This is a genomic window from Nonomuraea sp. NPDC001636 (assembly GCF_040298265.1).
Lineage (GTDB): Bacteria > Actinomycetota > Actinomycetes > Streptosporangiales > Streptosporangiaceae > Nonomuraea.
In genome coordinates this window covers 101,826-126,071 of record NZ_JBEOZT010000016.1, presented here as the reverse complement: position 1 = coordinate 126,071, position 24,246 = coordinate 101,826, and the positions used below count along the sequence as shown (strand labels likewise).

General features: G+C 72.3%; 19 protein-coding genes. 11 read left to right on the top strand and 8 right to left on the bottom strand.

Annotated elements, in window-relative coordinates; all coding sequences use genetic code 11:
* Positions 1 to 825: 825 nt before the first annotated feature.
* Both ABT158_RS28000 and ABT158_RS27995 read left to right on the top strand, forming a co-directional pair.
* Positions 826 to 2,742, top strand: coding sequence for an alpha/beta hydrolase (locus ABT158_RS28000; RefSeq protein ID WP_352358286.1), 1,917 nt, complete (start codon positions 826 to 828; stop codon positions 2,740 to 2,742).
* 98 nt (positions 2,743 to 2,840) lie between these two features.
* Positions 2,841 to 3,296, top strand: a complete 456-nt coding sequence (locus ABT158_RS27995) for a GNAT family N-acetyltransferase (RefSeq protein WP_352358284.1) — start codon at positions 2,841 to 2,843, stop codon at positions 3,294 to 3,296.
* A 326-nt stretch (positions 3,297 to 3,622) separates the two neighbouring features.
* Here the strand turns inward: ABT158_RS27995 and ABT158_RS27990 are convergent, their stop codons facing one another.
* A complete protein-coding gene (locus ABT158_RS27990; protein ID WP_352358282.1) occupies positions 3,623 to 4,195 on the bottom strand; it encodes a TetR/AcrR family transcriptional regulator in 573 nt (190 codons plus the stop codon).
* A 72-nt stretch (positions 4,196 to 4,267) separates the two neighbouring features.
* Between ABT158_RS27990 and ABT158_RS27985 the strand changes: the two genes are divergently transcribed.
* From ABT158_RS27985 to coaE, 3 genes are read left to right on the top strand one after another with little or no spacing between them, the layout of a single operon-like run.
* Positions 4,268 to 4,840, top strand: a complete 573-nt coding sequence (locus tag ABT158_RS27985) for a dihydrofolate reductase family protein (protein WP_352358280.1) — start codon at positions 4,268 to 4,270, stop codon at positions 4,838 to 4,840.
* A gap of 25 nt (positions 4,841 to 4,865) precedes the next feature.
* Positions 4,866 to 5,024, top strand: coding sequence for a hypothetical protein (locus ABT158_RS27980; RefSeq protein ID WP_352358278.1), 159 nt, complete (start codon positions 4,866 to 4,868; stop codon positions 5,022 to 5,024).
* Between the two features lie 48 nt (positions 5,025 to 5,072).
* Positions 5,073 to 5,675, top strand: a complete 603-nt coding sequence (gene coaE, locus ABT158_RS27975; RefSeq protein WP_352358276.1) for a dephospho-CoA kinase — start codon at positions 5,073 to 5,075, stop codon at positions 5,673 to 5,675.
* Between the two features lie 17 nt (positions 5,676 to 5,692).
* Here coaE and ABT158_RS27970 read toward each other — a convergent pair whose 3' ends face one another.
* Positions 5,693 to 11,287, bottom strand: a complete 5,595-nt coding sequence (locus tag ABT158_RS27970; RefSeq protein WP_352358274.1) for a TIR domain-containing protein — start codon at positions 11,285 to 11,287, stop codon at positions 5,693 to 5,695.
* 75 nt (positions 11,288 to 11,362) lie between these two features.
* Between ABT158_RS27970 and ABT158_RS27965 the strand changes: the two genes are divergently transcribed.
* Positions 11,363 to 12,517, top strand: coding sequence for an ArsB/NhaD family transporter (locus ABT158_RS27965; protein WP_352358272.1), 1,155 nt, complete (start codon positions 11,363 to 11,365; stop codon positions 12,515 to 12,517).
* A gap of 12 nt (positions 12,518 to 12,529) precedes the next feature.
* Here ABT158_RS27965 and ABT158_RS27960 read toward each other — a convergent pair whose 3' ends face one another.
* The 3 genes from ABT158_RS27960 to ABT158_RS27950 are packed head-to-tail and all read right to left on the bottom strand — an operon-like array spanning position 12,530 to position 15,038.
* Complete coding sequence (locus tag ABT158_RS27960) at positions 12,530 to 13,309, bottom strand: inositol monophosphatase family protein (RefSeq protein WP_352358270.1); 780 nt, start codon at positions 13,307 to 13,309, stop codon at positions 12,530 to 12,532.
* A 34-nt stretch (positions 13,310 to 13,343) separates the two neighbouring features.
* Positions 13,344 to 13,964 (bottom strand): hypothetical protein, encoded by a 621-nt coding sequence (locus ABT158_RS27955; RefSeq protein WP_352358268.1) that lies wholly within the window; start codon positions 13,962 to 13,964, stop codon positions 13,344 to 13,346.
* Between the two features lie 9 nt (positions 13,965 to 13,973).
* On the bottom strand, positions 13,974 to 15,038 hold the full coding sequence (locus ABT158_RS27950) for a hypothetical protein (protein WP_352358266.1): 1,065 nt from the start codon (positions 15,036 to 15,038) through the stop codon (positions 13,974 to 13,976).
* 179 nt (positions 15,039 to 15,217) lie between these two features.
* On the opposite strand from ABT158_RS27950, the gene ABT158_RS27945 reads away from it, so the two are divergent.
* Positions 15,218 to 16,102 carry a PIG-L family deacetylase gene (locus ABT158_RS27945; RefSeq protein ID WP_352358265.1) on the top strand — a complete coding sequence of 295 codons (885 nt, stop codon included), beginning with the start codon at positions 15,218 to 15,220 and terminating at the stop codon, positions 16,100 to 16,102.
* A gap of 33 nt (positions 16,103 to 16,135) precedes the next feature.
* Here ABT158_RS27945 and ABT158_RS27940 read toward each other — a convergent pair whose 3' ends face one another.
* Genes ABT158_RS27940 through ABT158_RS27930 form a run of 3 tightly spaced genes read right to left on the bottom strand, consistent with a single transcriptional unit; the run spans position 16,136 to position 19,786 of the window.
* Positions 16,136 to 16,909 (bottom strand): sporulation protein, encoded by a 774-nt coding sequence (locus ABT158_RS27940; RefSeq protein ID WP_352358263.1) that lies wholly within the window; start codon positions 16,907 to 16,909, stop codon positions 16,136 to 16,138.
* A 10-nt stretch (positions 16,910 to 16,919) separates the two neighbouring features.
* A complete protein-coding gene (locus ABT158_RS27935; RefSeq protein WP_352358261.1) occupies positions 16,920 to 18,161 on the bottom strand; it encodes an SPFH domain-containing protein in 1,242 nt (413 codons plus the stop codon).
* Positions 18,158 to 19,786: an SPFH domain-containing protein gene (locus ABT158_RS27930; protein ID WP_352358259.1), complete on the bottom strand. Its 1,629-nt coding sequence runs from the start codon at positions 19,784 to 19,786 to the stop codon at positions 18,158 to 18,160. Before ABT158_RS27930 ends, ABT158_RS27935 begins: the two co-directional genes overlap by 4 nt.
* A 140-nt stretch (positions 19,787 to 19,926) precedes the next feature.
* Between ABT158_RS27930 and ABT158_RS27925 the strand changes: the two genes are divergently transcribed.
* The 4 genes from ABT158_RS27925 to ABT158_RS27910 all read left to right on the top strand — a co-directional run bounded on the left by ABT158_RS27925 (position 19,927) and on the right by ABT158_RS27910 (position 24,217).
* Complete coding sequence (locus tag ABT158_RS27925; RefSeq protein WP_352358257.1) at positions 19,927 to 20,160, top strand: helix-turn-helix transcriptional regulator; 234 nt, start codon at positions 19,927 to 19,929, stop codon at positions 20,158 to 20,160.
* Between the two features lie 35 nt (positions 20,161 to 20,195).
* On the top strand, positions 20,196 to 22,304 hold the full coding sequence (gene uvrB, locus ABT158_RS27920) for an excinuclease ABC subunit UvrB (protein ID WP_352358255.1): 2,109 nt from the start codon (positions 20,196 to 20,198) through the stop codon (positions 22,302 to 22,304).
* A gap of 147 nt (positions 22,305 to 22,451) precedes the next feature.
* A complete protein-coding gene (locus ABT158_RS27915; protein ID WP_352358253.1) occupies positions 22,452 to 23,075 on the top strand; it encodes a PepSY domain-containing protein in 624 nt (207 codons plus the stop codon).
* Between the two features lie 197 nt (positions 23,076 to 23,272).
* Positions 23,273 to 24,217: a COX15/CtaA family protein gene (locus ABT158_RS27910; RefSeq protein ID WP_352358251.1), complete on the top strand. Its 945-nt coding sequence runs from the start codon at positions 23,273 to 23,275 to the stop codon at positions 24,215 to 24,217.
* Positions 24,218 to 24,246 lie beyond the last annotated feature (29 nt).

The following is a 24,246-nucleotide window of genomic DNA, read 5'->3' as shown; positions in this document are numbered from 1 at the left end:
AGCAGCCATCACCGACCGGGGTTCCTACGGCGCTGGCGATTGAGCGATGGGCGAGGGCGTGCATGCGGCGCGTCGCGTCGCGTCGCGTCGCTCAAGAGTGGTCCGGGTGGGGAGGGTGAACCGCGAGGTAGCCCCTGAGGGGCTGGTTGCGGCCGATCTGTTCTTTCCCTCCTCTGGCCCGAGCGGGGTTCTGTGAGGGGGCGGGGGTTCGGTGGCACGGAGAATCGCCGAGCGGGCGCGAGATTTTACCCATCGACCTTTTGCGACTTCTCTACCTGCGAAGACGGCCGCTGGGAAACTGGCATGCGGCTGGAGGTACGAGCGTTCGGGGGCGATGCGGTGCATATGGTTCGGCGCGTGATCCCGGTGGTGGCGGCGGTCACCGTCCTGGTCCCGGCGGCAGGCGGGGGAGTCGGGCAGGCGATGCGCCTGGTGGCCTCGCCGACCCCATGGCCCGAACGCGACGTGACCGAGCTCGCGCAGCCGCAACCCGAGGCCGCCTGGCCTGAGAAGCCGCAGCAGGACGCGGCCGGATCGGCCGGGGCGGACCTGGGAGCGACCAGATCGGCAGGCTCGGGGCTTGGGGCGGCTGGTTCGGCGGCGTCTGAGCTTGGGGCGGCCGGATCGGCAGGCTCGGAGCTTGGGGCGGCTGGTTCGGCGGCGTCGGAGCTCGGGGAGGCCGGAGCGGCAGGGCAGGGGCTGGGGGCGTCGGAGCTTGGGGCGGTTGGGCCCGAGGAGCGGGGTGTTGCCGGGGCGGTGCGGCCGGCGCCTGGGCGGGAGAGGCTCGCCTGGTCCGAGTGTGGCGGCGGGCTGCGGTGCGCCACGTTGCCCGTCCCCGCCGACTGGGCCAGGCCGCGCGAGGCCCGCGTGGCTGTCCGGCTCGCCATGATGCCCGCCCAGGACCCGCTGCGGCGGCTCGGCGCGCTGGTGGTCAACACGGGGTCCGCGTCGGTCGTACGAGAGGTCACGGCGCGGCCGGACACCGTGGGCGAACTGGCCAGGTGGTTCGACGTCGTGCTGGTCGAGGCGCGCGGGGCCGGGGACGGGGGGCACGCGGGGGCGTGCCCCCGGCCCCGGCCGGACCCGGCCCGGTTGCAGGTGGCCGAGGGGCGGACGGCCTGGCGCGCGTTCGTCCGGGACAACGCCGTCTACGACCGGGCCTGCCGCGCCGCGCTCGGGCCCGCCTACGCCGGGCTGACGTCCTGGCAGGTCGCCCACGACCTCGATGCCGTACGTGCCGCGCTGGGGGAGTCGCGGCTGCGCTACCTCGGCAACGGCTACGGGAGCGTGTACGGGCAGGCGTACCTGGAGCTGTTCCCCGGCCGGGCCGGGCGGATGTACCTGGAAGGGCTGCCCGACCACACCGAGACCGGGCTCGAACGGCGGCTGCTCGCCCACGCCCGTGCCCAGGAGCGGCAGCTCGGGTACTTCCGCGACTGGTGCCGGAACCGTCCCGGCTGCCCGCTCGGCCGCGCGGACGCCGTCCGGGTGTTCGACGGCCTGGTCAGGCGCGCGCCGCTGCGGCTCGGTGGTGGCGAGCGTACGGTGAGCGGGCACGAGATCGCCGCCGCCGTATGGGCGGGCCTCACGCCCGCACGGTGGCCGGCGCTCGCGCAGGCCCTCTCCAGAGCCCGAACGGGCGACGCCACGGGCCTGGCCGCCCTGCTCCCCGCCGAGCCCCCACAACCCACCCCTCCCGGCCCCACGGCAGCCACCCCCAGCACAGGCCAGCCGGCCCCCGCAGGTACGGCTGGAGCACGCCTCGGCGCAGGGCAGGCACCTCCTGGCCCGACGGGGGCGCTCCCCGGCGCGGGACGGTTGGCGCCGGTAGGTACAGCGGGAGCACCCCTCGGCGCGGGACAGGCGCCTCCCGGCACGACGGGGGCAATCCCCGGCGCGGGACAGGCGGCCCCGGCAGGTACGGCGGGAGCACCCCTCGGCGCAGGGCAGACGCCTCTCGGAACGGCCGGGACCCGGCCTTCTGGGGCGCTGCCGGGGAGGTCGGGGGCGGCGCCCCAGGGGATGGCGGAGGCGACCCCTCGTGGCGGAGCGGCAGCTCCTGAAGCGGCGGTCTCTGACACGGCGGTTCCTGGAGCGGCGGTCCCTGGTACCGCGGCCCCTGGAGTGGTGACCCCTGGAGCGGTGGCCTCCGGAGTGGCTGGGGGAGGTGTCGCGTCCGGTGCGCGGATGGGTTCAGGGACGGCGGGAGCGGTGTCGCGGCGCGGGGAGGCGGTTCCCGGTGTGGTGGGGGGAGTGGCGTCCGAGGTGGGGGAGGTGGGGTCGGCGAGTGCGGAGGGGGTCAGGTGGTGTCATGACTTCGGGTTGGCGGCGCCCGGTTATCGCCTGTTCCTCCAGATGGAGGCGCGACTGCGGAAGGCGGCCCCCCGGGTGGGGTGGCTGAGCGGGCGGGCGGAGGTGGCCAGGTGCCTGGGGGTGGCGCGCTCGCCGGGCTGGGCGCCGCACCCGTTGGCGGCCGGGCTCAAGGTGCCCCCGGTGCTGGTCGGCGTGGGACGGCTGGACAACGAGACGCCGTCCTCAGGGGCGGCGAGGGCGGCCGGGCAGATCCCCGGGGCGAGGGTGCTGTGGCACGGGGACGGGCAGGGCGCGTACCTGGCGCAGGGCGTGAGCAGGCTGCGCGCGGCCTGCCTGCGTACGAAGGTGCACGACTACCTGGTCAACGGCGTCCTGCCGAAGCAGGGCACGTTCTGCCCCGGGGAGCTCACGGCGGGCAACGCTCCCTAGCCGGCAGCACGGGAGGACCGTCCGAGGCCGGGAGGCGGGCGGTCGCAGGGCGGGGAAGTCGGCGGTGGCGGTGGGATGGCAGCAGATAGGGTGCTGGCGTGCAGATCGAACGGGCGGTGACGGCGGACGCGGGCGAGATCCTCACCCTGCAGCGGGCGGCGTACGTGAGCGAGGCCCAGCTCTACGGCGACCCCTACATCCCGCCGCTCGTGGAGTCGCTGGAGCAGGTGCGCAAGGCCGTCGAGACGGGCGTCGTGCTCAAGGCCGTGGACGCCGGCCGGATCGTCGCCGCAGTCCGCGGACAGGTGGCCGGCACCACCTGCCTGGTCGGACGGCTCGTGGTCGCGCCCGACCGGCAGGGGCAGGGGCTCGGCGCGGCCCTGCTCGCGGCGCTGCACGAGCAGGTGCCGGAGGCGGGGGCGTTCGACCTGTTCACGGGACATCTGTCGGAGGGGAACCTGCGGCTGTACCGGCGGCTCGGCTACCGTGAGACCCGGCGGGAGCGGATGGACGACCACCTCACCCTGATCCACCTGCGCCGCAGCCCAAACTGATCGTTTCCCCAGAGGCTGTCCGGCGCCACGGCGTCCGGGCGGGCGGGGGCGGGATCGCGACGGTCCCGGGGGCGAAGAGTCGCGCCCCGGTGCTCTCCGCGGCCCGTCTCATTCCCCAGGACGCCACACCGACCCGATCGGTGAGCAGCCTCAGGCGGGCGACCGCTGCGGGCAGACGGTCAAGGTCCCGGACGTCACCGGCGACGGCAAGGCCGAGGCCGTCGCAGGCGCCCGCCCGGACCTGGTCCGACCGGTCCGGGCGCGCGTGTACGGCGGCAAGTCCCTGGACGTCGCCAACCGCGCCACCGCCGACGGCAGTGGCGTTGTCAGCCGTTCAGTGATCTGCGCACGGCGGCGTCCACGAGCTGGCGGACCTCCTGTTCGCTGAAGATGTCCGGCAGGGTCAGCCGTTCGACGATGAGCCAGTTCAGGGCCAGATAGAGCAGGACCACCGAGGTCGAGTCGCCCGGCAGGCCCGATCTCGCGTGGTAGCCGATGTTGGCGTCGATGTCCTCGCGGATGCGCTTGGTGAGCACGGCGCGCAGCTCGGGACGCCGGGTGGACTCCAGCCGCAGTTCGAGCAGGGCCAGATAGCCGGAGTTGAAGGCGGTGACCCGGTCCACCAGCTCGTGCATGAGCTCGGCGTAGCGGGTCTCGTCCTGCACGCCCTCCTGGCCGCGGGCGAGCGTGGCCTCGTCGGGCAGCAACCGTTCGTAGATGCGTCCGCCGACCTGGGTGAACAGGTCGTCGCGGTTGGCGAAGTAGTTGGAGGCCGTGCCTGGGGGGACGGCCGCCTCGGCATCGACGGCCCGGAACGTCAGCCCGCGCGCTCCTTCCCTGGCCAGCACCTCGATGGCCGCGTCGATCAGCGCCTGCCTCCGCTCGGGGTTCTTCCGCACTTGACACCACTCCAGACGTAGTACTACGTTCAAACCACTTCACTTATAGTACTACAGCAGGAGTTGCTCCGAATGCGAAAGCTTGTCTACTACATCGGCGTCTCCCTCGACGGCTACATCGCCGGGCCCGGCGCCGAGTTCGACTTCTACCCCGTGTCCGCCGAGATGGCCGACTGGATCAACACCCGCTATCCCGAGACGCTGCCCACCCACATCCGCAGGCTCGTCGGCCTGGAGGGCGTGCCCAACAAGGTGTTCGACACCCTGGTGATGGGCCGCGGCACCTTCGAGCCGGCCCTGGAGGTGCCCACCACCAGCCCGTACTCCCACCTGCGCCAGTACGTCGTCTCCAGCACGCTGACGATCGACGACCCCGCCGTGCACGTGGAGAAGGGCGACCCGATCGAGCTCGTCCGGCGGCTGAAGGCCGAGGACACCGGCATGGACATCTACCTCTGCGGCGGCGGCAGGCTCGCCGCCTCCCTGCTCCCGGAGATCGACGAGATCATCCTCAAGCGCTACCCCGTGGTGGCCGGGGCGGGCATCTCGATGTTCGCCGGCCGGTTCAGCCCCACCCTGTTCGCCCCGACCAGGCGCGAGTCCTTCGACAACGGCACCCAGGTCACCTGGCTCACCCGCGCCTGACCCACACCCCCAAGGAGGAAAACGTATGAATATCAAACTTCCCGCCACGATCACCCAGGCCAAGTCCGACCAGCAGGCCCGCTCGCCGCACCGGCACGACCAGCCGGCGCGCGACCTCAAGCCCACCGGCCGGGCCAACCCGTCCCGCCGTCCGACCGCCGCCCCACGCCGTGGCGGGTACTGAGCGGGCCGGCGGGATGACCGGGTACTCCGGGATGGGTAGTCTTTTCCGGTGCTGAAGATTGGGCTCACCGGCGGCATCGGCTCCGGCAAGAGCGAGGTGTCCAAGCGGCTGTCGGCCAGGGGCGCCGTCGTCATCGACGCCGACAAGATCGCGCGAGAAGTGGTCGAGCCCGGCACGGTGGGGTTGTCCCGGGTGGTGGCCGCGTTCGGGGAAGGGGTGCTGCGCCCCGACGGCTCGCTGAACCGGGAGCGGCTGGGCGCGGTGGTCTTCGCCGACCCCGACCGGCTGGCCGCGCTCAACGCGATCGTGCATCCGCTGGTGGGGGAGCGGGTGGCCGAGCTGCAGGGCCAGGCGGCCGACGACGCGATCGTGGTCTACGACGTGCCGCTGCTCGTGGAGAACAAGCTGGCGCCCATGTACGACCTGGTGATCGTGGTCGACGCGGCCGACGAGGTGCGGATCCGGCGCCTGGCCGACCACCGCGGCATGCCGGAGGCCGACGCCAAGGCCCGCATCGCCGCCCAGGCGAGCCGGGAGGACCGCCTGGCCGCCGCCGACCTGGTGATCCCCAACGAGGGCTCGCTCGACGAACTGGAGGCCCGGGTCGACGAGGTCTGGCACGAGCTCGTACGCCGCGCCGCCCGCGGCTAGCGGTCACCCGCCTGCGGTCAGAAGGGCGAGTCGAGCGGCACCTGACTCACCTCCGGCAGGTACGGATCCAGCTCCCCCAGCTCGAACCGCGACATCCCGATGACGTGCCAGAACTGGCCGCCCGGCTCGCCGTGCACCTTGTACCGCCCGTCCGGCGCCAGGGCGGCCCAGCCCTCGGGCAGCCCCAGCAGCGTCGCCCGCCGCTCGCCGCCCTCCCAGAGGATCACCACGCCGTCGTCGCCGGCGCTGGCCAGCAGGTCGGACGTGGGGCTGTAGGCCACCGACCACACCCGGCGCGCGTGCCCGGTGAGGGTGTGCAGCAGTTGCCCGGTCGCGGTCTCCCACACCCGTACGGTCATGTCGTCGCCGCCGGTCGCCAGGTGGCGGCCCGTGGCGTCGAAGGCCAGGCTCCACAGCCGGCCGGCGTGCTGGGTGAGGGTGTGCGCCAGGCGCGGCTGCCAGGGCTGGCCGGGCCGCAGCTCCCACACCAGCGCGCGGCCGTCGTTGCCGGCGCTGGCCAGGTAGCGGCCGTCGGGGGAGAAGGCCACGGAGTACACCCGGTCGGTGTGGCCCTCCAGCGTCGCCACCCGGCCGCCGGAGGAGACGTGCCACAGGCGGACGAGCTTGTCGTCGCAGCCGGTGGCCACGTAGTCGCCGAGGGGGCTGAAGGCGATCGAGCGCACCCGCCCGCGGTGGTCGACCAGGTCGGCGGCCATGCGGCCGGTCGGCCGGTACCAGATCTTGACGCTGTCGTCGTCGTTGGCCGTGGCCAGCATGTTGCCGTCGGGGCTGAACGCCTCGGCCCACACGTGGTCGGTCTCGGCGTGCAGCTCGCGCTCGTAGTCGCCGGTGGTGGCGTTCCAGAAGTGCACGCCGCCGTCGTTGCTGGAGGTGGCCAGCACCGGGCCGGCGGGCGAGAACAGCGCGGAGATCAGCCGGTCGGCGGTGCCGGTGAACTCCCGCAGCCGCCGCCCGGTGCGCGGCTCCCACACCCGGACGACGCCGTCGTTGCCGCTGGTGGCCAGCATCGAGCCGTCGGCGCTGAAGCGCACCGACGAGATCCGCCGGCCGTGGCCGCGCAGCACCCGCTGGCACTGCCCGGAGATCGGGTCCCACAGCCGGACGGTGCCGTCGTTGCTGCTGGTGGCCAGCTGCTGGCCGTCGGGACGGAACGCGAACGGCCAGACCGAGCTGCGGTGGCCGGTCAGCTCGACGCGCTTGCCGCCGCCCACGGGCTGCAGCCGGACCGTGCCGCCGGAGTCGCCGCTGGCCAGCGTGCGGCCGTCGGGGCTGAAGGTCACCTGGTAGACGGCCGCCATGTGGGTGGTGTGCACGCCGAGCGGCTCGCCCGACGCCTCCCACAGGCGCACGCTGCCCGACGTGTCGCCGCTGGCCAGCATCGAGCCGTCGGGGGAGAACGTCAGGCAGTAGACGCTGCCGGTGTGGCCGGTCAGCTCGTGCCGGGGGGACCAGGTGGCGGTGTCCCAGAGCCGGATCGTGCCCGCCTCGTCGCCGGTGGCCAGCAGGGTGCCGTCGGGGCTGTGCACGGCCCGGTAGACGCTGCCGCGGTGGCCGTCGAGGGTCACGGCCGTCTGCCCGGCGCTCAGGTCCCAGACCCGGACGACGCCCGCCGAGTCGCCGGTCACGAGCTGCGAGCGGCCGAAGGAGGCGGTGTAGACCGGCGCCCGGTGGCCCGGGAGCTCGTGGACCAGCCGGCCGGTCGCGGTCTCCCACACCCGGACCACGCCGTCGCCGCCGCCCCCCGCCACCAGCTCGCCGGAGGCGCTCAGGCGTACCGGCCACACGCCGTCGGGATGGCCGGTCAGGGTGTGCAGGCGCCGGCCGGTGAGGGTGTCCCAGAGCTGGACCGTGCCGTCGCTCGCGCCGGTGGCCAGCAGGTCGCCGGCGAAGGTGACGGCGTAGACGCGGCCGCGGTGGCCCTGGAGGGTGCGGACCGGGGAGCCGCCGGCGCACAGCAGCACGCCGCCGTCCTCGTTGCCGATGGCGATGGTCGAGCCGTCGGGGCTGTAGGCGATGGGCTCGGGCAGGCGGGAGGTCTGGAAGTGGTAGCCGTACGGGACGCCGATGCCGGCCGGCGCGAACTCCACCTCCACCGGCTGGCCCGGCACCACCGCCGCGCCCGGCAGGTGCGGCAGCGTGCCGGTGACGTTGATCAGGGACGCCCGGTGCCAGCGGGCGCCCTCGACCGTGACGTCGCTCAGGTCGACCTGCGCCAGCCGCGCGCCGGACAGGTCGGCCCCGGTCAGGTCGGCGCCGGTCAGCCGGGCGCCGTCGAGCCGGGCGCCGACCAGGCTGGCGTCGCGCAGGACGGCCCTGGACAGGTTCGTGCCGGCGAGGGTGGCCTCCGACAGGTCGGCGCCGGTCAGGTCGACCTCCTGCAGGTCGCGCGCCGACAGGTCCTCGCCCTTGAGGTTCGCGCCGCGCAGGTCGGCCTTGGCCGGGGTGCGCAGCCTGGCCGCGATCTTGACCGCGTTCGCCCTGGCCACGTCGTCGGCGGGCGGGTCGGCCACCCAGGCGCGCAACGCCCGTACGTCGGCCAGGTCGCACAGGAACTCGACGGTCAGCGCCGACAGCGGCCTGCGGGTCAGCGGGAGGGGATTGTCGAGGTTCGCGGCGATGTGGCGGGCGATGAGCCATTCCATCACCGAGGCGTGGATGAACCCGAACATGCCCTCCTCGGTGCGTACGAGCAGGCTGCCCGAGCCCATCGCGTGCGCGGCGTGCGCGGGCGAGAGCTGGCCCGAGGCCAGGTCGCTCAGCGTCTCGCCGATCTCGGTCAGCTCGTCGACGCCGAGCAGCGTCTCTCCGCTGTCCCACAGGCGCAGGGCCAGCGCGGTCACCACCCGCCACAGCTCGCCGATCGACAACGCGCCGGGCGAGCCGGGGACGCGGGCCCGCCGCTCCTCGAAGGCCAGCCAGGTGCTGAGGATCTCCTCGTACAGCAGGGCCGGGCTGAGGGTGTGCTGGGCGCCGGCGACCGTGCGCAGGCGGTCGGCGTCGAGGTCGGCGATGAAGCTGAGCATGCGCGGGTTCTGGGCCAGCGCCAGCAGGTCCTTGATCTCGCCCATGAGCGACATGCGGGCGCCGGCCTCGTCGCCGTCGTCGAACCGGTTGGCCAGGTAGGAGCGGATCTGGTCGTGCGTGAAGTCCTCCACGCTGAGCACCCGCCGCTGCGGCAGCACGCCCACCATCTCGCCGAGCGAGGTCAGCACCTGGCTGTGCGACTTGAAGTGCTGCGTACGGCTGGCCACCACGATCTTGGCCTTGTCCTCGGCCGCGGCCAGCAGGGTGGCCAGGTGGTCGGCCGCCCGGTCGTAGGTCAGCCGGGTGACCAGCTCGTCGAACCCGTCGAACAGCAGTACGATGCGCCCCTGCCGGAGCAGGTAGCGGAACGCCTTGAGGTCGATGAACTCCTCGCCGTGCCCGGCCAGGTGCGCGGCGACCAGGGCGTCGACCGAGTGGGCCTTGTCCAGGGCGCGCAGCTCGATGAAGATCGGCGTCAGGTGCGGCAGCTCGGCCGGGATGCGCCTGGCCAGCTCGCGCAGCGCGAACGTCTTGCCGTGGCCGAAGTCGCCGAGCAGCAGCAGGAAGCGGCCGTGGTCGGCGGCCAGCAGCCGCATCAGCTCGTCGGTGAGCCCCTGCCTGATCTGGCTGCCCGGCCGGTCGAGCTCGCGGTAGCGCTGGGGGACGTAGAGGCCGGGCGGGTAGCGGCGGTCGCCGGTGAGCCTGGCGGTCTGCTCGGCGACGTATCCGGACAGGTCGAGCAGGCCCTGGAACTCCAGGAAGCTGCGCACCCGCACGCCCTTGCGCATGAGGTCGTCGCGGAGCGCGCGGGAGGCCGGCGGACCCTGGTAGATCAGCTCGGCGGCCAGGTCGGCGGCGTGGGCGCGGCGGGCGAACCCGGTCGCGGCGGCCTCGGTCAGCTCGCCGACGTGCGCGCCGATCATGAGCTGCCGGACGAACCCGTCCTCGGGATGGGTGACCACCAGGTGGTCGGGGAAGCGCCGGATCTTGGCCCGCTCGTGCCGGGCCTCGCAGACCTCGGTGATGCGGTCGAGCAGCAGCTCCACAGGGCTCGGCTCGCGCTCCTCGGGCTGGGCGACGGGCGGCGGGGCGCCGGGGGTCTCGCCGGTGAACGTGGCCCGCACCGCCCGCCAGCCGTGCCGGGCGCGTGCGGGCTTGCCGCCGTCGGGCGTCCAGGTGCGCATGCCGTCGGGGGAGATCTCGATCACCTGGTGGCGGCCGGAGCGCGGAGCCGCGACCGCGGCGAAGCCCGGCCGCGGCCCGGCGGCCGGGACGCCCGCGCCGGACCCGTGGAAGAGCAGGTTGAGCCGGTGGGTGAGCAGCCGGTCGAACGTGGGCGCGTCGCGCAACGCGGCGGGCGGATGGCCGATCGCGCCCAGCCGCAGCCAGGCGCTCTCCTCGTAGGGACGCAGCCGCTCGGCGAACCACGCGGCCTGCGCCTCGCCCAGCAGCGCGTACGCGTCGCGCTCCAGGTGGCTCATCGCCATCGTCGAGTTGAGCCCGGCCACGACCACCCTCAGGTCGGGCACCTCGAACAACGTCCAGGGCTGGCCCCCGTCGAACACCCGGTCGTCGAGCCCCTGGTACACCTCGCGGAACAGCCCGGCGAAATGCCGCCACTTGGGCCAGTAGGGGGGCTGCGGGCTCACGTCGTCGGCCTCGCAGGTCATGAAGTACGCGCTGGCCGCGGCCTTGGTGACGTCGCGCGGGCCGGGCAGCAGCACCAGCCGGTGGGGCTCCAGCCCGATCAGCAGCCGCAGGTCGGTGACGAACTGCGTGGCCTGCGCGAACTGCCCCAGGCTGCCGGACTCGGTCAGGTCGCCGCTGACCACCATGAGGTCGGGACGCGGCATGCCCCGGTCGTACATGGCCGTCAGGTCGGCCCAGATGCGGGCCTGCATGTCCTCCGGCGTGAACGGCTCGCCGGGATCGGGCAGCGCCCGCCCGAACCGCGGCCCGCCGATGTGCAGGACGTTGACCGACTCGCGCCCGCGGTCGTCGCCGCCCGAGGGCGGGAACTTGGGGGCCGTCACCGGGGTGCGGCGGGCCCTGGCCAGGTCGGTCGTCGGGGGCAGCGTCGGGATGGCCGGGGGCGGGACGACCCGGCCGGAGGGGAAGGCGGGGGCCGCCTCCGGCTTGGCCCGCCCGGCCAGCGCCTCGCCGACCCGGCCCAGCAGCAGCGCCCTGGCCTGCCCTGAGTCGGTGACGCCGAGCAGGTCGACCCAGGTGATCGTGGACAGCAGGCCCTCCAGCTGCACGTCCTCCAGCCGGATCGTGACGAGCTTGTTGGAGGGGTTGTCGGGGTCGGCGCGCATGGCCGCCTGCCATTCCATGCGCCCGTAGCGCGAGGTGAGGTAGTTGCGCGAGAGCACGGCCACGACGAGCTGCGCCTCGCTGACCCCGCGGTCCATGAAGTCGATGAAGTTGGTCCCGGGCACGAAGTCCCAGGCTTGGATCATGGTCCGGTAGCCGGCCGCCTCCAGCTCCCAGGCGATCCAGGTCGCCCAGGCGGTGTCGGCCGGGGAGTAGCTGACGAAGATCTCGGTCGGCCTGCCGTCACGTGCCATCTGCTCAGTATCCACCGAGGAATCGGTGATTTGGAGTCAGTGTGCGATCATCGTCGGGTGTGGCGGCGTCTGGCTGTGCTCGATCTGATCCGGATCGGGCTGCTTGCTCTCGGTCTGGTCTTCGTGGCGACCGGTCTGCTGCCGTGGCGCGACGCCGTCGTGAGCCTGGAGACGATCGGGCCGCTGCTGATCTTCCTGGTCGCCATCATCGTGCTGGCCGAGCTGACCAAGGAAGCGCAGGTCTTCGACGCCATCGCGGCCAGGATGGCGGTGCTCGGCCGCGGTAACTACACCGCACTTTTCTTTCTTTGTACGGCTTTCGCGTCATTTGTCACGATTTTTCTGAACCTTGACACCACCGCCGTCCTCCTCACCCCCGTCATGCTCGCCCTGGCGCCCCGGGCCCGCATCGCCGCCCTGCCGCTGGCGATGACCACCATCTGGCTGGCCAACACCGCGAGCCTGCTGCTGCCGGTCTCCAACCTGACCAACCTGCTCGGCATGGACAAGCTCGGCCTCGACGCCCAGGGCTTCGCCGCCCGCATGTGGGCCCCGCAGCTCGCCTCGATCGCGGTGACGATGGTGTTCCTGTGGGTGTTCTTCTGGCGCCGGGGCGAGCGCCGCGACCTGCGCTACACGCCGCCGGTGCTGGAGCCGGTGGCCGACCGCGTGCTGTTCGGCGCGGCCTCGGCCGGCTGCCTGCTGTTCATCGTCCTGCTGCTGCTCAAGGCGCACGTCGCCGTCGCCGCCACCGCCGCGGCCGTGCTGGTGGTGGCCGCCTTCCTGGTGCGCGACCGGGCCAAGCTGACCTGGAGCCTGCTGCCCTGGCAGCTCGTCGTCTTCGTGACCGGGCTGTTCCTGGTCGTGCCCACGCTCAGCGCCCACGGGCTCGACGCGCTGATGACGTGGATGATCGGCACGGAGGGCGACCCGTACCGGACGGCCGCGGTGGGCGCGGGCCTGTCCAACGCGATCAACAACCTGCCCGCCTACCAGGCCGTCGCGCAGGTCATCCCGGCCGCCGACCAGGACCGCCTGCTGGCCCTGCTCGTGGGCACGAACGTGGGCACGGTGATCACCCCGTGGGCCTCGCTGGCCACGCTCCTGTGGTTCGAGTCGTGCCGCCGCCACGGCGTCGCGGTGCCGCTGCGCCGCTTCCTGCTGACCGGCGCCGGCCTGGCCGTCACCGGGCTGCTGGCCACGGTCTGGGCCCTGGTCACGTTCGGCTGAGCGCCAGGGGCGTCAGCCGGGCAGCAGCGACATCAGGCCGGGCAGCGCCCGCGGGTGGGCGGCCACGAAGCTGCGGTCCTCGGCCGTGCCGTCGATGCTCTCCTCGAACGGGCCGCCGTCGAGCGCCCTGATCTCGATCCCGGCCTCCTGGGCCAGCAGCGCGCCGGCCGGCAGGTCGACCGCCTCGGCGCGGTAGCCGACGATGCCGTCGATGTCGCCGCGGGCCAGCATCGCCCACGACAGCAGCGGCGCCCACAGTTGCAGCACCCGCCGCGCGCCCGCCTCCAGCGCCGCCTTCAACGCCAGCACGGTGGCGTCGCTCCTGCTCACGCCGTACCCCTGGGTCCAGGCCAGCAGCGGGCCGTGCGGGCTGGCCGTGTACGGCGGCGCCAGCCGCGCCCCCGTGGACGCCACGGCCCCGCGCCCCCGGATCGCCGACCACGTCTGGGCCGTCACCGGGTCGTGCACCACGCCCAGCACCGGCCGCCCGGCCCGGCACAACGCCACCCCCACGACGTACGTGGGCAGCCCGATGGCCACGTTGTTGGTGCCGTCGAGCGGGTCGACCAGCCACGTCCACTCGCCGCCCGCCGCGCCGATCAGCCCGGACTCCTCGGCCACGATCGTGTGCGAGGGGAAGGCCGTCAGGATGCGCTCGACCAGCAGCTTCTCCGAGGCCAGGTCGAGATCGGTGACGACGTCGCCGGCCTCGCCCTTGGCCCGGATGCCGACGGCCCCACGCGTGCCCGCCGCGAGCAGCGCCCCGGCGGCCTGGGCGGCCTCGACGGCCACAGAGCGAGCGTGATCCAGGTCCATCGGGCACCCCTCAGGTCAGGTGGGCGGTGATCAGCCGGACGGCCAGCGCCGTCTCCTCGGCGTTCAGCGGTTCCCGGGGAACGTGGTGGCCGGCCGCCCCGAGCGGGCCGAGCGACAGGTCGCGGCTGCCGGGCCGGCCGCGCCCGAGCGCGATCGTGGCCGCCTCGCCGCCCTCCGGCACCACACTGCTGTGGAAGCGGTCGGCCGGCAGGGTGTAGGTGTCGCCGGGGCCGAACAGCTCCACCAGCCCGGTCGCGTGCCGCACGGTGCGGCGGGTGGGCGAGATGCGGTCGCCGTCGGCGCCGCTGACCACCTCGAACACCCGGTGCGTGGCGTCGGGCCCCGCGTCGGTGACCACCGCGTGCACGTTGCGCACCTGGCCGTAGAGCACGTGGCTGACCAGGTCCCAGCTGTGGCAGTGGATCTGCGAGGTGGTGCTCTCGGCGTGCTGGAGCGAGTCGGACCACAGATGGAGGCATACCCCCTCGCCGCCGTCACGCTCCAGCGGCAGGCAGACGAAGCCGAGCGGATGGCGTACGGCCCTGGGGCGCGCGGTTTCCCTCAGCACGCCGAGCGCCCACGACCTGGCCTGTCCGTCGCGGACCCGCTGGAAGACCGACCGGTAGCTCATGAGTCGCACTCACGTTCCGTCTCGTCGGAGGGCCGCAGGACGCGCCTCGCCGTAGGGATCGACGGCGCGCAGGGCCTTGCGCGCGATGTCCACGACGTCGCGGCCGTCGTAGGCCTTGGGAAGAGGCACCCCGATGCGACCGAACAGGTCCTGGACCTCCTCGATCGTGGGCTCGTCGCCGAGCGGCGCCTTCTTGTACATGTCCATCGGCACCCGCCGCGCCTGCTCGAAGCTGAGCCGCAGCTCGGTGTCGCAGTTCTCGTAGTAGAACGTGCCGGCCAGCGCGGTCATGGCGCGGTTGGGGTCCTCCACCGTCATGATCAGCCGGGTGGCCGACAGGTCCCAGCGGAACGTCGTCATCGACGACGACAGGCCGACCTCGATGTCGAGCAGGCCGTAACGCTGGCGGTACCAGAAGGCGGCCAGGATCGTCGCGTACGACTCCTTCCTGACCCGGTCGGTCGTCCACGTCTCGCCGGTCGCGTCGGGGGAGTCCGCCAGGGAGCGCCGGTAGTGGGCGTACGTCTCGCACACCTCGACGTTGGACGGGTCGATCACCTCGACCCGCACCACGAGGTGCCGTTTCTCCCGGCGGGCGGCGGCCACGCACTCGGGCAGGGTGACCGCGCGCAGGTAGGTGCCGGTGCCGCCCTTGAAGCTCCACCGGGTGGTGTCCTTGCGCGCCTCGGCGTGCATCTGGGCGATCTCCTGCTTGCTGCCCAGCACCCTGACCAGTTGCAACGCGTCGAGGGCCTTGCGGGTGCCGTGGACGAGCGTCTCGATCTCCTCCAGCCGCGACAGCCGGACGGGGAGCTGGGCCAGCGCGCCGGAGGTGATGGTCTCCTCGACCGGGGCCTGACGGACGCGGTCGCGCAGCAGGGCGGTGGCCACCAGCGCCATGATCACCAGCGTCGCGGCGTTGACGAGCTGGGTCTGCACATCGGTCGGCACCACCTCGTTGGGCATGATGCCGAGCACGCCGATCACGATGGCCAGTAACAGCGCGATGGCGCCGTCGGCGTTCTGGGCCGCCCATGGGGCGACCCGCTTCAGCGCCGCCATGAACCGTGCCATCGTTCGCCCACCCGTCCGACGATCAGTCAATCCCTAGGTCATCGTAACGACCGTCGGCATGCGACTTCCAGCGCACGGGAAGGAGGTATCTCCTACCCGGGAATGACATGACATCTCCCCCTGGCAGCTCAGGACCGGGACCTGACCAGGTTCGATACTGGAAGTGCACGGGGGTGGGGATGAAGGGGATCAGGATGTTCTCGGCGGCCGCGCTGGCGCTGGTGCTGGTGGCCGTGCTGGCGTGCCCGGCCCCGCCCGCGGCGGCGTGGGCGGAGGTCCACCGGCCGTCGTTGTCGGAGCGGTTCGTGCAGGTCGTGGCCCATCCGGACGACGACCTGCTGTTCATGAGCCCCGACCTGTACGGCGCCGTCCAGTGGCACCGCCCGACGGTGACCGTCTACCTGACCGCGGGCGAGGGCCAGGCCGGCTGGGACGACGACCGCGACCCCGTCGCCTACGCCCGGGATCGCGCGCGGGGCCTGCGGGCCGCGTACGCCTTCCTGGCCGGCGCGCCCGACGTGTGGCGGGTCACCACGATCACGGCGGGCGGCTTCCCCGTCCGCCTGGAGGAGCTGGCCGACAGGCCGGCGATCAGGCTCGCCTTCGTCGGGCTGCCCGACGGCGGCGACCCGCGCGCCGACGGCGGCCGCGACGCGCTGACCAGACTGTGGCAGGACCGCTCCTGCGTGCGCCGGTTCGGCGCCGGCCCCGAGCCGCGCTGCGTCGGCAGGCGGGACGTCGTCGGCGTGCTGCGCGCGCTCTACGCTCGCTTCCGGCCGACGGTGCTGCGCACGCTCGACCCCGAGCCGCCCACCGGCCGGGGGTTGTGCGACCACCCCGACCACGTCGCCTCGGCCCGCTTCGCGCTGGCCGCGGCGAGCGGGCTGGGGCTGCGGGCGGTCTCCTACCGAGGCTACCCGATGACCGGCTGGGCCCCCAACGTCGCGGGGGCGCTGCGCGAGCTCAAGAGCCAGGTCTTCGGCGTCTACCTGGGCCACGACTACCGCGTCGGCCACACCTGGCGCTACCGGGCCTGGACCGAGCGCATGTACCGGGTCCCCTGAGCCGGGACGCCGCCCGGCCCGGGGAGCACCCGGCTAGAACCAGCCGCGGCGGCGGGCCATCTGCTCCAGGCCGTGCTGCAACGCCTGGTCGGCCGCGCCGGGGTGGTCGTCGTAGCGCACGGTGAAGCGGTTGTAGGTGTCGTGGCTGGAGGTCAGGAAGCCGCCGCGCTTGTCGGCCTCCAGGATGACGTCCATCTGCCGCGGCCCGGCGATGAACGTCAGCTCCAGCTCGTTGAAGTGCCGCCGCCACTGGCCGCCCGCGTAGTACTCGATCTCCTGGAAGAACGGCATCGTCGAGCCGTACAGCGTGCCGCGCTCCAGGTCGGCCTTCTTGAAGCCGAAACCCAGCCGGTCGAGGGCGGCGATGACGTGCTCCTGGGCCGGCAGCGGGCTGACGAACAGCGGGTCGAGGTCGCCCTTGTCGATCGCGCCCGCCAGCGCCAGCTCCGTCTGGACGCCGAGCCGCATGCCGTGCAGCGGGTGGCCGCCGATCGCGCTGATCGGCGTCTCCCACGGCACCATGATCTCGAACGGCTGCTGGTGCTGGGCGCCCGAGGCGAGCTGGAACGTCCCGGCCACCTGCTGGCGCAGGAAGCTGTAGGTCGTCTTGTACTCGTTGTCGCCGCTCTCGACCTCCACCACGGCGGTCAGGTCGAGGTGGATGCCCTCGACCTTGTAGTCGGAGCCGCCGCCGCGGAAGTGCACGACGCCGCGCAGCGGCTCGCCGGGACGCACGGACGCGTCGGTCAGCACCGTGTCGACCTCGACGCCCGCGCCGAAGGCGGCCATCAACTTGCGGAACACCATGGGGTCTCTCCTATGCGGTGGGGGTCTGGCCGTTGGCGGCGGCGTGTCCCGTGCCCGAGAGGCGGGGGAGCAGCTGGGCCAGGACGAGGGTGGACAGCGCCGAGTCGGCCTGGCCCTGCTGGGTCCGTACGACCAGCGGCTGGGGGGCGTTCTCGGCTAGCTTGGCGCCCACGTCCAGGCGCCGGCGGGCCAGCTCGTACTGCAGCACGGCCCGGTTGTCGCGGTAGGACTCGGCCAGCCTGCGCAGGGCCTTGGCCTCGTTCTCGGCGGCGGTCAGGTCGGCCCTGCCGCGCGCCTCGATCTCCCACGTCACGCGCTGGGCCTCGGTCTCCTGCTCCTCCAGCATGCGCGCCACGTTCTTGCGCGCGGTGTTGTGGGCGGCCTTGACCTCGACCACGCGGGCGTCGCGGGTCTTCTTGGAGCGCTCGATCTCCATGAGCAGCGTGTCGATGCGGCGCTTGCGGGTCAGCTCCCACTCGCGCTCGTAGGCCGACAGCTCCTTGGCGACCTTCTCCCGGGTGGCCAGGTGCTGCTGGTACTGGTCGGGGAGCTGGACGTCGGGGATGTTGGCGCCGGTGACGCGCACGCCGTACCGGCCGAGCTGGCGGTTGAGCGCCTCCTGCATGTCGCCGACGTCGGAGCCGCGCAGGTCGTAGGCGCGCTCGGTGTTGACCCGCCGGCTGCGCTGCCTGATCGCGTCCTGAACGGCGCTGGAGAGCACGAGGTCGAAGTTGCCCGCGCCGATCGTCCGGACGAACGCCACCGGGTCCACGATGCGGAACTTCAGGAAGAACTCGATCGACTTCAGCGGCACGTTCTCGGCCGTCGGGCAGGCCACGATCGGCGCCGAGTACGGGATCTCGGTGGAGGTGTCAACGACCGCGTCCACCCGGTCCCACGGCAGCCACAGGTAGTGGCGGCCCGGCGGGAGCGTGCCGGTGATCGCCCCCCAGCGGCTGCGCACGCCGGTGGTGCCCTCCTCGATCTCGATGATCGCCTTGCGCCATATCGTGACCAGCGCCACGACCAGGAAGAACAGCGCGGCCAGCGCTGCGGGCACGGTGAGGTCGGTGAGCGCGGCCATCCCGGCGAAGTACAGGGCCAGCAGGACGAGCGCCATCCAGGCGAAGCCGCGCCGGTCCTTGGGGATCACCACCGGCACGAGCTGGCCCTGCTCGCCGCCGCGCAGCAGCTGGCGGATGTCGGACCAGGAGGCCAGCGACTCCTTGATCTTCGAGAACTCGCGGGTCATCGGACCTCACCCTCGCTCAGGTGGCCGGGCAGCAGGCGCTCGACCGTGCGTTCCAGGTCGTTGTCGGGCTCGGGCGTGGCCTGCGGCTCGCTCACGTCGGCGGCGGCCTTCTTCAGCAGGGCCGCGATCTCGTCCTCGCGGCTGCTGACGCGGGCGGCGATCGCGTCGAGCCGGCCGCGGATGGCGGCCATGTCCTCGGCGGAGAACAGCGTCGCGCCCTTGCCGCCCACGAGCTGCTGGGCCAGGGCCAGGAAGTCGATGTCGGTCTGCTCGCCCACCTGCACCACCTGCGGCAGCCGGGTGGCCACCGACTCCAGCTTGGTCAGCAGGTCCTGCTGGAAGCGGTAGTCGAGGATCTCGGGGGCCTCGGCGGCCGACAGCGCCCGGATGTCCAGGGCCTGGGCCTCCAGGAGCGCGGCGTTGGCGTTGGCCGTGGACTCGGCCTCGACCAGGCGCTGCCTGGCCTGCGCGGTGGCCTGGTGGCTGGCGCGTTCGAGCGCGGTGTCCATACGGGCCTGGTAGCCGGCGATCTCGGCCTGGATGGCGCTCAGCGTCTCCTGCAGCCCCGCCAGCTCCTTGACCAGGTCGCCCTCGTTCTGCTCCTTGCGGAGCTGGAGCTCGTACTCGTAGGTGTAGGCCTCCTTGGCCACCCGGACCATCTCGGGGGCGGCCAGGTCCATGCGGTACTCCTGGCTGGACGGCTCGGCGTGGGTGATGTTCACGTCGGTGAGCCGTACGGCGGGCAGGAACTGCTGGTTCAGGTTCTCCAGCATGCCGAGGGTGCTCTCGCCCACCAGGTCGTAGATGTCCTCGGCCCGCTGGGCGTAGATCAGCGAGCGGGTGACCTCGCTGATGGCGTTCTGCAGCTTGGACTGGAAGCCGCTGACCGAGCCGAGCACGAAGATGAACTCGGCCGGGTTCTCGATCCTGAACTGCAGGAACAGGTCGACGCTGGCCTTGACGCCCTGCTGGGTCGGCGCCTCCCTGATGGGGGCGTTGAACGGGTACTCACGCGTGGTGTTGACGATGTAGCTGACCCGCTTCCACGGGTTGAACAGCGTCACCCGGCCCGGGTCGGCGATGTGCACCAGCTTGCCGAACTTGGTGATCAGCGCCTTGCAGCCCTCGGGGACCATCACCACGCTCCTGCGCCACCACAGGAACGCCGCGGCCAGGACGAGCACGACCCAGTAATGGGGGCCGAAGAAGATGCTCGACCCCGGCACGATGCCGCCGAGCGCGCCGATCAGGCCCAGGACGACGAGAACGATCAGCGGGATGACCACCTTGGCCGTGCTGCCCTTGGGGATCACCACCGGCGAGATGACGTGCATGCCGTTCTCGGCGAAGCTGCGGTTGACGATCTCGCCGGCCTCGTTCAGCGAGGCGGACCTGGCCTCGATCAGCGTGCCGACGGAGGCGCCGCCGTCGCGGGCGGCGGCGAAGTCGTGCGGGTTGAGCGCGAAGCCGGGGGCCTGGCCGGTGAGCTGGCCGGTGAACTGGCCGGCCTGGTCGGTGACCTGGCCGATCGCCTGGCTCATCGCCTGCCGTACGTCACCTCCTTGAGCGACCGCTTGGGCTATGCCCTGACCTGCCTGGATCAGTGCCTCTCGGGGTCGTGACATCGAACCTTCCTTTTCCGCTACAGGCGAATCCGACCGTATCGGGTATGACTTGCTGTTCGCTTGCAATGTGTCGTCATATGACTGTTACGTCCCATAGCAGGGGTGTTATGGATGGAGCAGGTCTGCTACCTGGAGGGTTGATGAGCGAGACCGTCCACAACCGCATCGCGCTGCTGCGCGCCGAGCGGGGGGTGACCCGCAGGCAGCTCGCGCAGGCGCTGGGGGTGCACTACCAGACCGTGGGATACCTGGAGCGGGGCGAATACAGCCCGAGTCTTCACCTGGCGTTGCGCATGGCCGCGTACTTCGGGGTGCCGGTCGAGGTGGTGTTCTCCACCACGCCGTTCCCCCGGATCGGGCAGCCCACGGCCTGACGGTTTCTGTCGGTGGCGCCGCCTACAGTGGCAGCATGCGTCCGGTCACAGATTTGCAGCGGAAGGTGGCGCCTTTCGAGGTCGTCACCGAGATGACTCCATCCGGCGACCAGCCGACGGCCATCGCCGAGCTGGAGCGCCGCGTCCGGGCCGGGGAGAAGGACAGCGTCCTGCTGGGCGCCACCGGCACCGGCAAGACGGCCACGATCGCCTGGCTGATCGAGCGCCTGCAGCGGCCCGCGCTGGTCATGCAGCCCAACAAGACGCTGGCCGCCCAGTTCGCCAACGAGCTGCGCGAGATGCTGCCCAACAACGCGGTCGAATATTTCGTCTCGTACTACGACTACTACCAGCCCGAGGCGTACGTGCCGCAGAGCGACACGTACATCGAGAAGGACTCCTCGATCAACGACGAGGTCGAGCGGCTGCGCCACTCGGCCACCAACTCGCTGCTCACCCGCCGCGACACCATCGTGGTCGCCTCCGTCTCGTGCATCTACGGCCTGGGCACCCCGCAGGAGTACGTCGACCGCATGGCCAGGCTCCGCGTCGGCATGGAGGTCGACCGCGACCAGCTCCTGCGCCGCCTGGTCGACATGCAGTACACGCGCAACGACCTGGCCTTCACCCGGGGCACGTTCCGGGTGCGCGGCGACACGATCGAGATCATCCCGAAGTACGAAGAGCTGGCCGTGCGCATCGAGATGTTCGGCGACGAGATCGAGAAGCTCGCCACCATGCATCCGCTGACCGGCGAGGTCATCACCGAGGACGAAGAGCTCTACATCTTCCCCGCCTCCCACTACATCGCCGGCGAGGAGCGCATGGCGGCGGCCGTGGCCGGCATCGAGGCCGAGCTGGCCGCGCGCCTGTCGGAGCTGGAGCGGCAGGGCAAGCTGCTGGAGGCCCAGCGGCTGCGCATGCGCACCACCTACGACATCGAGATGATGCGCCAGATCGGCACCTGCTCCGGCATCGAGAACTACTCCCGCCACCTCGACGGCCGCGCCGCCGGCACCGCGCCCAACACGCTGCTCGACTACTTCCCCGAAGACTTCCTGCTGGTCCTCGACGAGTCCCACCAGACCGTGCCGCAGATCGGCGCGATGTACGAGGGCGACGCCTCGCGCAAGCGCACGCTGGTCGACCACGGGTTCCGGCTGCCGTCCGCGCTGGACAACCGGCCGCTGAAGTGGGAGGAGTTCCTGGAGCGCATCGGGCAGTCGGTCTACCTGTCGGCCACGCCCGGCCCGTACGAGCTGGGGCGGGTCAAGGGCGACGTCGTCGAGCAGGTCATCCGGCCCACCGGCCTGGTCGACCCCGAGATCGTCGTCAAGCCCACCAAGGGGCAGATCGACGACCTGGTCCACGAGATCCGCGAGCGCGCCGAGCGCGACGAGCGCGTCCTGGTCACCACGCTGACCAAGAAGATGTCCGAAGACTTGACCGACTATCTCCTGGAGCTCGGCATCCGGGTGCGCTACCTCCACAGCGAGGTCGACACGCTGCGCCGCATCGAGCTGCTGCGCGAGCTGCGCATCGGCGAGTTCGACGTGCTGGTCGGCATCAACCTGCTGCGCGAGGGCCTCGACCTGCCCGAGGTGTCGCTGGTGGCCATCCTCGACGCAGACAAGGAGGGCTTCCTGCGCTCGGAGACCTCCCTGATCCAGACCATCGGCCGCGCCGCCCGTAACGTCTCCGGCCAGGTGCACATGTACGCCGACAAGATCACGCCGTCGATGGAGCGGGCCATCGACGAGACCAACCGGCGCCGGGCCAAGCAGATGGCCTACAACGAGGCCAACGGCATCGACCCGCAGCCGCTGCGCAAGAAGATCGCCGACATCCTCGACTCCCTCCAGCGCGAGGACGCCGACACCGACAAGCTGCTCGGCGGCGGCCGTCAGCAGTCGCGCGGCAAGGCCCCGGTGCCCGGCTTCGCCGCCCGCCAGGCGGGCCAGCACGCCAAGGCCATCGCGGGCGAGATGCCGCGGGCGCAGATGGAGTCGCTGATCGAGTCGCTGACCGAGCAGATGCACCAGTCGGCCGCCGACCTTCAGTTCGAGGTGGCCGCCCGGCTGCGCGACGAGATCAAGGAGCTCAAGCGCGAGCTGCGCGACATGCGCGAGGCGGGCGTCAAGTAGTGGCGGGCGGCATGCGCGAAACAGCGGTCCAGTAGGGGAAGGCGGGCCGGCGGCGGGTCCCGCGGGGCGCGTTCCGCTGGCCCCGGCCATGGCCCAGGGTTCTGACCTGCGGGAATGAAGTCGGGTTCCTGGGGCAGCGGTCCAGGTATGAACAAGTCGATCATCGGGGCTCTGGTCGGTGCGGCGCTGCTCGCAGCCGGCTGCGGCGCCGTACGAGAAGTCGGCCAGTTCGCCGTCGAGCCGACGCCGGGCCCCACCATGGGAAGCCCGTCTCCGTCGATGGAAAGCCCGCCCGAAACGGGGACCATGTCCCCCTCGCCGGGCGCCACGTCGATGAAGCCAGGAGCCGGAGAGCTCAAGGACGCCGCCAAGGTCGCGATGGCCGCGGTGCCCGGATCCAAGGTCGTCTCCGTCGAGAGCGAGGAGAACGGCATGGTCTGGGACGTCAAGGTCGTCGGCTCCGACGGCACGGAACACCAGGTCGACGTGAAGTCCGGCAAGGTCGTCAAGGGGCCGACGGCCGAGCAGATGGACGAGCAGGAGAAGGCCAAGATGCACACCCGCATCACCGAGGCCAAGCTCGACTACGCCCAGGCCGCCGACAAGGTCGCCGCGGCCGTACCGGAGGGACGCGTCACCGAGCTGAAGCTCGACACCGAGAACGGCAAGACCGTCTGGAAGTCGGACGTGATGACCCCGGACGGGACCAAGCACGAGGTGATGGTCGACGCCGCCACCGGTGAGGTCACCAAGAAGAACGAAACCAGCTGACCCACGGGGGAGCAGGCCACCTCCGGCATCGGCGGAGGTGGCCGTCCCGGGTCGCAAGGGGGTGCCGCACGGCTCTGGACGCCTGCCGAGGAGGCGGAGCCGGGCGGGGTGCTCTACGCGCTGTAGAGTGAAGTCTTGATCGCCTTTCGGCCGCCACCCGCGGCGGTTCGCCGAGCAGTAGAGAGACCTCTTCCCCCATGACCACTCCATTCCAGTGGCTCGCCGCCCGGGTCGCCTTCGACCGAGCCGCCCTGCGACGGGCCGCGGGCGCGGCGCTGGCCACCAGCCTGATGATCATCGTGACCGGCGGAGTCGTCCGCCTGACCGGGTCCGGGCTGGGCTGTGACGGGTGGCCGCGCTGCTCGGAGGCCGGTTTCGCGGCCACGCCCGAGCTCGGCGTCCACGGCGCGATCGAGTTCACCAACCGGGTGTTGTCCGGGGTCGTGTGCGTCGCCGTCGGCTGGCTCATCGTCGTCGCCCGGCTGCAGCGCCGTCCGGTGCCCGAGCTGACCCGGTGGGGGTGGGTGCAGTTCTGGATCGTCGTGCTGAACGCGGTCGTCGGCGGCCTCACCGTGTGGGCGCGGCTGAGCCCGTACCTCGTCGCCGCGCACTTCCTGGCCGCCGTGCTGTTCCTGACCGCCACCACGGTCGTCTGGCACCAGGCCCGCCTGCTCGACCGGCCCGCGCGGCCGCTCTCCGTGCCGGTGGGCCGCCTTCCGGCGGCGCTGGTGGCGTCCGTGGCGCTGCTGGTCGCGGTGGGCACGATCGTCACCGGCGCCGGGCCGCACGCGGGTGACTCCTCCGACGTGCCGCGCATGCCGGTCAACTGGACGGCGATGGTCTGGCTGCACGGGGCCGCCGCCGCGCTCAGCCTCGGCCTGGCCGTCGCCCTGTGGCTCAGGACCCGGCGCGAGCCGGGCTCGGCGGCCCACCGGCGCACCACGCTGTTCCTCGCCGTGCTGCTCGGCCAGGGGCTGGTCGGCCTGACGCAGATCGTGACGGACCTGCCCGAGGTCGTCGTCCTCGCCCACCTGCTGGGCTCGGCGATGGTGTGGGTGGGCGCGGTGCGCGTCCTCCTCGACGCCCGGCTCCCGGCGGCGGCGGGGGAGGAACGGCCCCTGCCCGCCCCCGCCCGCGCGTAGCCGATCCGCGGGCGGGCGGCCGGGCCGCG